Here is a 14,011-nt window from a genome sequence, read left to right on the forward strand (position 1 = left end):
TCTTATTAATCTTTAAATTTATGTTTGATTAATTAAATTGTGAGTTTAAAAAGTCTTTTAATTGAGAAATTAAAATTCTTTCTTGCTTCATTGTATCTCTATATCTAATAGTTACCTTTTGATCTTCTAATGTTTGAAAATCATAAGTTATAACAAATGGAGTACCAATTGCATCTTGTCTTCTATAACGTTTTCCTATATTTCCAGTTTCATCATAAACAGCATCAAAGTCTTTTAATAATTCTAAAAATAATTGATTAGCATTTTGATTTAATTGTTTAGATAATGGAGTTATAGCAACTTGGTATGGAGCTAAATTATAAGGTAATTTTAAAACTATTCTTGAATTATTTTCTTCTAATTGTTCTTCAGTGTATGCTTGTCAAAAAATAGCTAACATCAATCTTTCAACTCCAACACTTGGTTCAATAACATTAGCTAGAATTTTTTGATTATTTTCTTCTTTTAAAACTGTTAAATCTTCTTTACTTAAATCTTGATGCACTTTTAAATCAAAATCAGAACGGTGACTAATTCCTCATAATTCTCCTCATCCAAAAGGAAAATTAAATTCAATATCACTCGTTTTTAAAGCATAATGAGCTAATTCATCTTTTAAATTTTCTCTAATTTTGTAATTATTTTTATCAAGAGAAATTTTTTGAGTTAAAAATATTTCTATTTGTTCTAATCAATATTTAAATCAATCATTAGAATCATTTGGATCAAAAAAGAACTCTAATTCCATTTGCTCAAATTCTCTAGTTCTAAAAATAAAATTACCTGGAGTAATTTCATTTCTAAAAGATTTTCCAATTTGACCAATTCCAAATGGAAGTTTTTTTCTCATACTTCTTTGAACGTTTTTAAAATTAATAAAAATTCCTTGAGCTGTTTCAGGTCTTAAATAAACAATTGAAGAATCATCTTCTAAAACACCTTGATTAGTTTTAAACATTAAAGCAAATTTTCTAATCTGTGTAAAATCTTTTTTTTGACACTTTTTACATACTATATTATTTTGATTTATATATTCTTCTAATTGTAAATTACTCATTATTCCAGTATTAATAGATGGATCAAATTCTTCAATTAACTTATCTGCTCTTCATCTACTTTTACAATTCTTACAATCAATTAATGGATCATTAAACCCATCAACATGACCAGAAGCTTTTCAAACTTTAGAATTTAAAATAATTGAACTATCTAATCCTATGTTTAAAGGATTTTTTTTAATAAAAAAATCTCATCAAACCTTTTTTAATTTATTTTTAACTTCACACCCTAAAGGACCATAATCTCAACTATTTGCTAAACCTCCATAAATTTCTGATCCTTGAAAAACAAACCCTTGATTTTTCAAGTGACTAATCATTTTTTCTATTGATTTAGACATATTTTTCTCCTAAAAGTTAGTAACTAATTAATTATAACATTTTTGTAAATGTTGTGTATAAAACTATTTAAACTGATTAATACTAGATAATAGATACATACTAGTTGTAAAAATTCCTACTTGATCTTTATAATAACTTAAAATAAACTTAGTTAAAATCTTTAAATTTTGATTAGAAATCTTTTGATTTAAACTAGTTATAAAATCATCTTTAACTACAGAATTTATAAAGTTTTTTAACTGATTATCAATTATTAGACAATCATCAAAATAACAAAATTTACAACTTGAACAATAATTAGTAAAACTAATTGCAATAATTGGATTTATTTTAGAATTACAAAAACCACATACAGTTAAATTAATTTGATTACCAATTACTTTTAAAAAATAAAACATAAATAAAATACAAACCTTAAATGAAATATTGGGTTTATTATTAATCAAAAAAATACTTAATTTTAAAATTTTAAATAAATTATAATTTTTTATATGATCTTCTAAATTCATTACTAATGAAGTTAAAACATTAGCATAAACATATAAGTTAAAATCAGTTGCTATATGATTAAAACTATTGATTAATTCTGATCTTTTTAATTTAGATAGCCCAAGTTTATTCTTTGCTTTAAATATTTCAAAATTTGAATATGACAAATAATTAATAGCATATTTGTTTTTACTTTTTATTTTATTAACACCAAGACAAATTAAACTAATTTTTCCATATAAATTAGAATAGATTGTTATAATTTTGTCATAATCTCTAAAATCAAAACTATTTAAAACAATTCCTTTTAAGGTTTTTTCCATTAATATTGATCCTTGTTATAACCCATTTTTTTAATTAAACTAGGTGAATTTCTTCAATTTTCTTGAACTTTTACAAATAGTTCTAAATTAATGTGTTTTTTAAATAATGTCTGAATTTGTTTTTTAGATTTATATCTAATATCTGATATTTTTACTCCTTTTTTACCAATTATTATTGATTTTTGTGACTGTCTTTCAACAATAATAGCTGCACTAATGTTCATTTCAGTTTCATTTTGTTCTAAATGTTCTACTAAAACTGCAACACTATGAGGTACTTCTTGACCTGTTTTTAATAAAATATTTTCTCTAATTATTTCTTTTATCATAAAACGATCTGATTGATCAGTTAAAATGTCATCATCATAAAATTGATAATCATTATCTGATAAATTATTAACAATTAATTCTAGTAATTTTTCAATATTTAAATTAGTTATAGAACTTGTAATAATAATTTCATCAAATTGATCTTGATAAGCACTTCATTCATTTGCTTTTAAAATTAATTGTTCTTTTGTAACACTATCAGCTTTAGTTATTACTAAAATTTTAAAAACATCTAAGTTTTTTATTTGTTTTAATAAAAATAAATCATTTTTTCCAATAACTTCATCACTTGGAGCTAAAAATAAAATCACATCAACATCTTTTGTTGATTTTAAAGCACTTGTATTTAAAACTTTATCTAATTGTTTTTTTGTAGTGTGAACTCCTGGTGTGTCAATAAAAACAATTTGATATTGATCTTTTTTAGTCAAAATTCCTCTAATATTATTTCTTGTAGTTTGTGGTTTATTTGTAACTATTGAAATTTTTTCTCCAATAAGTTTATTTAATAAAGTTGATTTTCCAACATTTGGTCTACCAATAATACTTACAAATCCGGATTTAAATTTATTCATTTTTTAATTGCTTTCTAAATAGTCTTCTTCATTAAATTTAATTATATATACTAAGTTATTTAGTTTTAAAATTTGATCTTGTAAGTCAAACATAATTTTTTCATCATCTAAATCTTCATGATCATAACCTAGTAAGTGTAAAAAGCCATGAACAAATAAAAACCCCATTTCTGAATTTAAATCGTGTTCATATTTAATAGCTTTTCTTTTAGCTTCACTTAAATTAATAAACATATCACCTAGTTCTCTAAACCCAATTGCTTTAATTTCTTGATCTGTCATTTCTACTGAAAAAGAAGTCACATCAGCAATATAAGAATGATTACGATATTTTTGATTAATTTGTTGAGCTTTTAAATCATCAACAAATGTAATGCTTAATTCAATATCATAATTAAAATTAAAATATTCATAAGCAGTTTTTAAAATTTTATTAGCAAACTTTTTTCAAAAGTTCATATTAACATCAGTATCATTAAAATAGTTTACTTTTAACATTTTTTTAATCCTTGCTAATTAAATTATACTTGATATCATTACTTGTTAGTATTAGTGAACTACTTGAATAACTTTTAAACAAATCTAAAACTAAACTAATATCTTTTTTATCTATAATTTCAAAATTATCATTAAATAATAAATATTTATAATCTAAATAAAAAATTCTTAATAATTTAATAAATTCTTGTTCAAGCTTACTAGCATTTTCTAAATTAATTACTTTAACTAAATTAATTTGATACTTTTTTATAATCCATTGAATTAAGTTGTGATTAAAAATATTTAGTTCAGATTGATTAATAATAATGTTTTGTAAAATTGTTGTGTATTTAATATCAAGATTATCTAAATGACAAATATGTTCATTTAAACTAAACTTAGAAATATCTTTAACATTTGTATTGTTAATTAAAATCAAAATATCTTCTGAACTATTTTTGTTTTTAATAAAAGTTCTAAGATCATAATCACTAGATAAATAATTAATTTTTTGATCTAAATTAATTTCACAATTAGTTAAAAGATTTTTGATTTTAATATTATTGATTTCATTTAATTTTAAATAATTATTAGTTGTTTTGTAATTATTAAACTTAATCAATAATTGCTTATATTTAATAAAATTTTGTAAAAAGTAAACAAGCTTTTTTAAATCACTTGTATGAATTGCTTTAAATAAAATAATAATTAATAAAATGCTAAATTCTATATAATTAAACTTTAATAAATCTCAGCTCAAATAATAAATTAATAACATACTAATTTTTTCTAATATATTAAATAAAATATTTAAATAATCAATTTGATTTTTAATAACATCTTTATTAATTATTTTTAAAGTAAGTTTTTCATCAATTAATTTATTTTTATCAATTAAATGAGTTAATAAATTAATATTAGTTTTAATAGTTTTTTTAGTTTTACTAATAAAAAAGTTATGAACTAAACTAATTAGTAATCAAAAAAGATCAAAAACAAATAAGACTAAAAAAATAATTTTATTAATATAAAAAATTACAAAAAGAATAACTAAACTATTAATTAATCCACTTATTGTACTTAATAAAATATAAGTTTGAAAATTACTTATAAACTCAATTTCAGAATAACTATTTATAACATCTAATTTAATATTATTTTCAACTAAATAATAATAAAAGATTTCTAGTTTTTTAGTTTTAGTTTTTTGATAGTACTTATTTAATAAAATTTTAGATATTTCATTTAAAAAAATATTTATTAAAAAAATGCATAAAAAATATAAATATAAAAAATAAGAATTATTTTGATTTGTTATAGATAACGAATAAACATATAAAAATCTCATTTCTAAAATTGTTAATAATATACTAAAAATATTTAAAAAAATATAAAAACAATAACCTAAATAAAAATCAAATAACTTAAAAAGACTAGTATAGTTAGCTTTAAACTTTTTATAATTAGAATTAAAAATTAGAACATATCCAGTAAAAATTTTATAAAAGTCTTTATAAGTAATTTTTTCTTTTTTATCTTTTAAAGGGTCATAAATTATTAAATGATTATTTTGTTTTTCAACAACTACAAAATGTAATAATCCAACTTGATTAACAACTTGAGCTAAATAAACTTTTTTATTTATTTGTTCTAAGTCATTTTGAATTTGTAAAGCTTTAGTAGTTAAAAAATATTTTTGACAAACTTGAGAGATATCATAAAAACTTAATGTTTCTTCTGAATAATTAAGTTCTAATTTCAATCTATCTAAATCATAGTTTTGATTATAATAATAATTAATAATCATAACTAGACAAGCTATTGAACAATCATTGTATTCTCTTTGTTTAATCAGTTTAATAAAAATCACCTCTCATATATGTATTAGAGGTGATTTTAAAAAATTAACCAAAAATTACTAAATTTTTAAAAATTTCTTCTTTTTTTTCTTTTCCTAGTAAATATTCAACAATTGCTAAACTAAATTGCATACTTGTTCCAGCACTAGTTGCTGTTATAAAGTTTTGATCAACAACATAAGGTTTATTAACTACATTTGCTTTATCTAAATATAAGTCACATTTTGGATAATGAGTAATTGTTTTGTTATCTAATAATCTAGTTTGACCAATTACTTGTGGAGCTGCACAAATTGATGCAATTAATTTATTTTGCTTATTAAACTCTAAAACATTATCTATTAAAGTTTGGTTTTTAAATAAACTAGTAACACCACTTCCACCAGGTAAAATCATTCCATCATAATAATTAATATTTAAATCTTTTCATAATTTATCAGCTTTAATAGTAATATTATGTGAACCTTTTACTTCTAATTTATCTGTTGTTGAAATCATATCAACTAAAATTCCAGCCCTTTTTAAAACATCACATGGGGTAATTGCTTCAATTTCTTCAAAACCAGGATTTAAATACAATGCTATTTTTTTCATAATTCTCCTTTATTTAATTATACAAAAAGAGTCTTTTATAAAGACTCTATTCATTTGAAACTGTTAAAAGACTAGCAGGTTTTTTAGTTCGAATTTTATTTGATGAAACTATTAATGAACCAATAAAAGCTATTGTAATAATAATAAAGCTTACTATTAAAGTTCAAAATGAAAATCCATAAGGAATAGCAAATCCTAAAGCTGTTATTATTTTAATAATTAATGTAATTAAAATTCAAGTAAGTGCTGTTGAACTTGCTCAAACAATCAAACTAAAGACTACAGCAGTTCCAAAAGCATATTTACTAATCTTATAATTTGAATATCCTAATGCTTTCATTAATACCATAAATTGTTGATATTGAGTAACATAAATATCTGATATTAACATTACTAGTAAAGCAGAAGTGATAATTACAGTAATAATTAATAACATTCCAATTGAAATTGCTATAAATGTAATTTGATTGATTAATGTTTTAGAAGTAGCTAATAAATTTTGATTTTTTATACTACTTATCATATCATCATCACCTGAAGCTGATGAAGCTCCATGACCATTTAAAATATAAAACCCATTATAAGCAGTATCTGGAATAAAACTAATTCCACTAGTTAAATCTAAAGCTTCTTCAATGTTTGAATATTTTGAGTTATGTCATAAAAATTGGGCTTGCTTGAATGGATCTTTTTTACTAAATAAAAGATTATTAAATTCTTTTTTATTTTTGTTTTTATCTAAATAATTAGTGATTTGGTTAAAATCATATCGATCAAAACGAGAAATTATATCATTATATTTTTCTCCAGCTTTAATCACAGTTTCTCTATTATAAAAATTATCTTTAATTCCAATTTTTTTACCAATTGAAAGATTTAAAACTAAATTCATTAATCCTTGATCAGTTAAAATTAATTTTTGATTATATGAATCTAGTGTACCAACTGGTTTTGCTACAATTTTTAAATCTTTATTCTGATAAACTGTTTTAGCATCTTTTTGAATAATTTGAGCGTTTAATTTAGCTAAATTATTAGTTTTTGTTGATTGATACATTCAATATTCGGGTTTTGCTATTAAATTACTTAACCCTGATTTATAAACATTATCTATTGTTAGACTAAATCTTAAATCATATGGTCTAATCATTAAAAACTTTTCATTAGTATTTTTAATATCTCAAGCTTTAATTACTGATTTTGGAACTTTATTATAATCAACATCTTTTTTATATCAATGTTCAGTATTATTTTTTAACTGATCTTGAGTTTTTTTAGAATTAGATATATTAATAATTTGATCAATATCAATTAAACTTTGAGGAATATAAATTTGAATATTTTTATATTGATAATAAGGTCTAATATATGAACTTAATAAATCATCAAATTGATTATTATAAGTAAAATCATCAAACATATAACTATTATTTAATAATGTTCACTCTATAGTATCATAAGTTGAATCATTATCAAATCTATCTTGATCATATAATAGTTTTAAAGTGAACTTATTATTATCTAAATTATATGGATCTAGTCATCTAATATCATCACTATTAACAGCACTACTATTTCTACCAGTTCTAAATTTACTAATTAATTGTTTTTGTTGTTCTGTTAATAAATTATAGTATTTAGATTTAATAAAGTTTAAATCATCATAAACTCAAGCATGTTTTGGTAAATTAACATATCCATTTTTTGTATTAATAAAAAATTGCTTACTAGTAGTTAAAATATTTGATATATCAGTATTTTTATCTAAATTATAAAAAGCACTTGCTTGTTTATTTGGTAAAATAGGTAAATTAATTTGATTATTTTTTGAATCATATAATAAAAATTGATCATTTAATTTAATATCGCTTGTTTTCTTTTCTAAAAACACTTCTTGTAAAGCTAGTAGTTTTTTATAATCAACAAACAAATTATTAGCATTTTTTTGACTGATAATAAATGCTGATTGATTATTTGAAATACCAGTTAAAACTAAATCAGTATTTTTTTGATTAATAGCTGCTTTAATATCACTAACTGTAGTTAAAGTTTCATGATCTGGAATGTAGTGTTGAACATTATAAGCAATTGAAAATTGTTCTTTTCTTGATGGTTTTTGAATATAAGCACTAACATAAGGTGGCACTGCTTTTAAAATTGCATCAAAAATTTTTGTTTTTCAATCATCACTTTTACTTGTAGATAAATCATTTACTAAAATAGAAATTGCTGTAGTTCCAGTTTTTGTAAAATTATTAGTTAATTCTTTAAAAATTAGATCTTTTTGTTCATCAGTTCATTTAGTATTTTTATCATTTGGATTTATTATATTATCTTTTGAATTTAAAATTAGTCCTAATATTTGATCAATAACTCCAATTGAAAACTGGTTACCAACAACATTATATAAATTATTACCAAACATTTCAGTAAATAATAAATCTAATGAATTAGTTTTATTTGAATCATTTAAATGATCCTTATTTTGAATTAATTCTAATAATGTTCAAGCTAATTTATTTTTAATCTCTTTTTTATCTTTATCAAATTCTTCTAATTTGTATAAATATTTTGGAAAAGGATTAACATCATAAGAACTAGAAGCATAAGCTGTTGGATCATTATAATAAAATAATTCTTGATTATTTAAAATTGTTGAAGAGATATTTTTATCTAATTCTTCTTGTCCATTTCAATAATTAATTGTTGGTTTAGTTAGTGGTGAATTAGTTACACCTTTAGCATAATTGTACTCATTTGCATATTTAATACTTTTATAATAAGTATTTTTAATAGTAAAAGCAATTGATGGAATTGCTAAACCTGCTGAAATAAACATAGTTGAAATTCCAACAACAGTTACTAATAAGAAAATATTTTTTCTACCAGATGATGCTAAAGTTAAACTAAATTTTGTAGTAAATTTAGCTTTTTTAAATCAAGTTCTTTTTAGTCTATTAATGAATTTAGAACTAGATCAGTTTTGTTTTACTGCTAATATATCAAATAATGGCTTTTTAGTAATTAAAAATGCAGTTAGTAAAGAAATAATTAAACCAAATAAACCAAAAATTAATAAACTAATTAATAATGAAAATGGTTCAATAGTAAATGAATATAATGGAATACTAAAATAATGTACAAATAATTTAACAAAAACTGATTGAGTAGATAAACCAACAATTCAACCTAAAGGAACAGAAGTTAAAATAATAACTAAAATATAAGCTAAATAACTAATTGAAATTTGTAACGGAGAGCTTCCTAAAGCTTTTAAAATACCTATTTGTTTTGCATTAAAGTAAATAGTTTTTCTAATACAAATAATTAAAGCAATAATAGCAATTAGTGAAACAGCTAAAGCAGCAATTAAAGTTGAAATTTTATAAGTATTTATCGCAAGCGGAGCTATTGTTCAGTTAAATCTAAAAATTGAATGATCAAAATCTTTAATATTTAATCAAGTAGAAAGTTTATTTTTTTGCTCTTTTTGGTAATTAATAGAATCATATAATTTAGAAATATCATTCATTTGATACGCATTAAACATATCTATTGAAGCTGTAGAATATTTTTTTGTTAAAAAGAAAGATAAATATCCTTTAGAAACTCTGTTTGTATTTGATTGTGAAGTAGAACTTAAAATATCTTTTATAGTACTTTTATTAACATATAAAATAGCACCTAATCCAGATTGAGGAATTGGAAAATCAGGATCTGTTGTTGGGAAAAATGAATAAGCATCAGTTGCAAATCCAACAATTGATAACAAAGCACCATCAACTATAATTTGTTGACCTAATTTTAATTTATGAGCTCTTGCAAATTGCTCAGAAATTAAAGCTTCACTTTTAGTTGGTAACCTTGCTCCTTGGTTTTTATTTAAAATAGTTAAATTAGTAGTATGATTATCATTTAAAACAATCAAACGATATCTAATTTGAGTAACACTATCATAATTAAAAACTTCAGTTCTAAAATTAATATCATACCCACTTGCTAAAGCAGTATATTTTAAATGCGCTAATCAAATATTATGAATTAATTCAATATTATCAAATTGATTTTCACCAATTATAATATCTTTTTTTATGAAATTTGTATCTGATAAAACACTAACAACATTAGTTACAGAAGTACCATTACCATTGTAAAATAAAAGTTTAAATAAAGAAGTATCGTTAATAATTGGATTAATTGACTGAACTTTTTGATTATCACTAGTAATTAAAACAAGTTCAGTATTTCCTTTCATCCCTTTTTCTAAAATTAGCTTTTTAATAGCTTCTTTATTATTTTGATTAGATATTAAAATGCTATTATCAGATTCATTTACTTTTGTTTTATTTAGCTCAAATTCAGTAAGATAAGATTTATTTTTATCATTAATAACTCATTTATCAACTTGATTATTACTAATATTATCAAGCTTATTTCCAGTTAAAAAAGTATAAAAACTATTTCCTTTATTATTATTTTCAATTTTAAAATCACTAAAATATGGTAAATAAATATTTCTATAAATATATTGAAATAAAGACATTCCACTTATATAAATATAAGAAAATAACTTTTTATTTTGAATTTGTTTATTAAAAGTTTGTCTAAATTCTTTAGCATTAAAATTATTTTTTAAATTATCAATTTTAATATTTTTTAAAACTTTAGCATCATTTAAAAATTCATTTTTATCTTTAAAACTGTTAGTTAAATATTTTCCAATTACAGTATTTTTTAAATAAGTATATTCTTTATTATCTTTTAAAAATTGTTCATAAGAATGATAAGTAAACTTATTAAAGTATAGTGCAAGTTGTCATAATCAGTTATTTTCTCAAATTCATTGAATATTATTACCATTAATTGTTGTAAAAAGTTCAATAAAATCTTTATTTTCAAAAAGTTCAGTTAGTAAAGTTTTATTATCAAATTTACTAGTTAAATTTTTTTTATTTAATATAAAGTTTAAATATGAAATATTTTTATTATTAGAATTTTGATTGTAATAAGAATTAGAATTATTAGCCAAATCTAATAAAGGAATAACTGATCTATCTGTTGTTGAATTATTTCTATCAGTTCTATAAGTTCTAATTTCATTAGAACTACTATAATCAAATTTATTTACATTATTAACTATATTATTATAAGTTTTATTAATTCTTGAAGTTAAAGTAAGAGAAGTGCTTAAAATAAATGAAGCTAAAAAAGATAATAAAAGGATAATGATAAACTGAATTTTAAACTTAAAAACACCTTTAAGTCCTTGTTTTAATAACAAAAAAAAGCTATATATTCTTTTCATTGTACTTCTCCATAATTACAAATAACTTGTCTTTTTAATACTATCATTTTTTTATGTAAACTACATTTTTAAAGGTCTTTTTAAAATAAATCAATATAGTGATATGTTAATATTTAATTGATAATTTTATTAGTACAAGGAGAAATGGATGAAAAAAATATTAATAAGTCTTAGCACATTTTCATTACTAGTAAGTTCATCTAGTATAGTTTCTTGTACAATAACTTACCAATTTAAAAATAATTATTTAGATCAAATTAAATTATTATTAAACACTTCTGCAATCGCTAGTCAATCGATTATTTTAAGTGATAAAAATACTACAAACATAAGTACTGATTATTCATTAAAAACTTTTAGCCAAACTAAAATTAGTGATTTATATAAAAATCAAGAAAAACAGTTAGTAGATAAATATATTGTTGATAAAAAAATAACTTATGAATATCAATTTAAATCAATGTTTTTAACATTAGAAAAACAAGACTGAACAAATAAATTAAAACAAATAGCTTTACTTGAAAAAGATAAAAATACTAATTTAGATTTAAATTGAAATGACCAAACTACTAGAACAACTGAAAATAATACTTTTAAAACTCTAAGTTTAATTTCTGCTGGAATTAATTTTTTGTTTTCTGGTGATTTTACACCAAATCAACAAGGTAATTTAATTAATAACTTTTTATCTAATCAATCAGCTTTATTAGAATCAACAGTTTTTAATAACAACAAATTTACTAATCTTATTGACCAACTTAATAAAATAGAAGAAAATAAATTTTATAATATAGCCAATAGTTTATTTTCTCAACCAGACTGATTTACTAACTCAAATAATAAAAATTTAACCCAAAAAACATTAAAAGAAATTTTAGAATTTTCATCTCAAAAATTATGAGATGAAATTTTACCAAACGACAATAAGCAAGATTTAAAAATAGACTGATCTAAAATTATTAAACCTCTAATTGATTTATTAAAAGCTTTTAGTATTTATCAAAATTTAATAGAACAAAAATCAGATAAAACTTTAAATTATTCTACTATGCAACCTTTATATTTATTTAGTAAAGAAAAAACTAATAGTGAGTTTTTATATGAAATTTTACAGACTGATTTACAAACTATTTATAAAGACAAAACTGAAGAACAAATTAAACAAGAAATTAATTCAATTGATTTAAAAAAAATAATTTGGTTTTTGAAAAATAATTTGGTTTTTGAAAAAGAAGATAAATATGGATATAAATTTCAAAAATTTATTGTGATGTTATTAGGTAGTTCAAGTGAAGTAGAACAAAAAAATAATATTACAAACAATTTTTTAATCTCACCTTTTTATAAATGATATGAACAAAAAAATAATAAAGAATTATTAAAAAAAATCATTATAGAAAAATTAAATAAAATAGAAAAAATTAAACCTTTTGCTTCTATTATTTCTAATTATCTTCCAATCTTATTTGACATTATTAAAGCATTTCACCAAGATTTAGTTGAACAAGGTGTTAATAATAAATTAAAAACAGAGCTAAATAAATACTTAAGTTTAGCAAAAGTGATTTTGCCATCACTAGGAATAGATAAAAAAGTCATTGAGTTTTTAGATTCAAAAGCTTTAAAAGATTTTTTAAATAATTGTTTTTTAGCTTTATATAACCAAGACTTTTTAAAAGAAGTTTTTATATTAATTAATCAATTATCAGATAGACAAGTATTTAATAATCAAATTATTGATAATATTTCAAATATTTATAATCTTACTAATTTAAAATTAGACAAATTTTTAGATTATTTATTAAGTTTAATAAAAAAACCAATAAGTGGTAAAAATAGCTTTGATGAGTTCCAATTTTTATATGGTTTAAAAGATTTATCAATTTCTCAAATTATTAAAAATTTAGAAAATTTTTATAATAAAGATGATTTGTCATATATTTTTAATTTAGATAATTTTAAAAATTTATTAGATGTAATTTTTAACAAAAATATAACTTCTAGTTTTAAATATAATAAAGAGCAATTAGAAACAAAAAATGCTTTATCAACTATTCTGACAATTTTAGCTTTAAATCCCAATAAAGTAGAAGATTTAAAAATTAATATAACTAGTGATAATAATAAAATTAGTGATAGTGTTAATAAGCAAATAGAAGAAAAACAATATGGATTAGCTTCAGTAATTTTATTAGGTTATAACAATGACAAAAAGAGATTTTATGAAAATTCTATTTTAGATAATGTTTCAAATTTATTTGGACATAGTCAAAAAGATTTAAATAAAGAAGCTTCTAAAAATGCTATAAATGTTTTAATCAAATCATATTTAGAATTAATAAATTGATTTCAAAACGTATCTATAAAAAAATATGCTAAAGATAATTTTGATGTTTATTTAGATCAAAATAATTGAACAACAGAACTTATAGATCAAAAAGGAAATATTGATAATTTAAATGAAACATTAACAATTAATTATATGTTAAAATTTAAAAACCCAAACAATAATAAACAAAATTGAACTTATAAAATTTCATTAATTAGAACTTCAAATTCTAATCAACCTTGAAAAATAGCTCAAATAACTAAATTAAATAACAATAAATAATCTCTAAAGTTGTTTTATATAAGTTTAAGGAGAAAGTTATGAAAA

At 20.4% G+C, this 14,011-nt stretch carries 8 protein-coding genes; 1 reads left to right on the plus strand and 7 read right to left on the minus strand.

The features are described from left to right. Positions 1 to 28: 28 nt before the first annotated feature. The 7 genes from MSB_RS04745 to MSB_RS02570 all read right to left on the minus strand — a co-directional run bounded on the left by MSB_RS04745 (position 29) and on the right by MSB_RS02570 (position 11,355). Positions 29 to 1,399 (minus strand): glycine--tRNA ligase, encoded by a 1,371-nt coding sequence (locus MSB_RS04745; RefSeq protein WP_013447809.1) that lies wholly within the window; start codon positions 1,397 to 1,399, stop codon positions 29 to 31. Positions 1,400 to 1,462: 63 nt separating this feature from the next. Then, the gene (gene recO / locus MSB_RS04750) at positions 1,463 to 2,212 is read right to left on the minus strand and encodes a DNA repair protein RecO (protein ID WP_013447810.1); all 750 of its coding nucleotides are present in this window, start codon (positions 2,210 to 2,212) and stop codon (positions 1,463 to 1,465) included. Beyond that, complete coding sequence (gene era / locus MSB_RS02550) at positions 2,212 to 3,117, minus strand: GTPase Era (RefSeq protein WP_013447811.1); 906 nt, start codon at positions 3,115 to 3,117, stop codon at positions 2,212 to 2,214. Before era ends, recO begins: the two co-directional genes overlap by 1 nt. 3 nt (positions 3,118 to 3,120) lie before the next feature. Next, entirely contained in the window at positions 3,121 to 3,615 is a 495-nt protein-coding gene (gene ybeY / locus MSB_RS02555; protein ID WP_013447812.1) for an rRNA maturation RNase YbeY, read from the minus strand. A gap of 4 nt (positions 3,616 to 3,619) precedes the next feature. Next, a complete protein-coding gene (locus MSB_RS02560; RefSeq protein WP_274376979.1) occupies positions 3,620 to 5,464 on the minus strand; it encodes a cysteine peptidase family C39 domain-containing protein in 1,845 nt (614 codons plus the stop codon). A 37-nt stretch (positions 5,465 to 5,501) separates the two neighbouring features. Next, a complete protein-coding gene (locus tag MSB_RS02565) occupies positions 5,502 to 6,050 on the minus strand; it encodes a DJ-1 family glyoxalase III (RefSeq protein WP_013447814.1) in 549 nt (182 codons plus the stop codon). Between the two features lie 46 nt (positions 6,051 to 6,096). After that, the gene (locus tag MSB_RS02570) at positions 6,097 to 11,355 is read right to left on the minus strand and encodes an ABC transporter permease (RefSeq protein WP_013447815.1); all 5,259 of its coding nucleotides are present in this window, start codon (positions 11,353 to 11,355) and stop codon (positions 6,097 to 6,099) included. Between the two features lie 148 nt (positions 11,356 to 11,503). Here MSB_RS02570 and MSB_RS02575 point away from each other — a divergent pair, with 148 nt between their 5' ends. Beyond that, positions 11,504 to 13,966 carry an MOLPALP family lipoprotein gene (locus tag MSB_RS02575; RefSeq protein WP_013447816.1) on the plus strand — a complete coding sequence of 821 codons (2,463 nt, stop codon included), beginning with the start codon at positions 11,504 to 11,506 and terminating at the stop codon, positions 13,964 to 13,966. The last annotated feature ends 45 nt before the right edge of the window (positions 13,967 to 14,011 follow it).

This window comes from Mycoplasma leachii PG50 (genome assembly GCF_000183365.1).
Lineage (GTDB): Bacteria > Bacillota_I > Bacilli_A > Mycoplasmatales > Mycoplasmataceae > Mycoplasma > Mycoplasma leachii.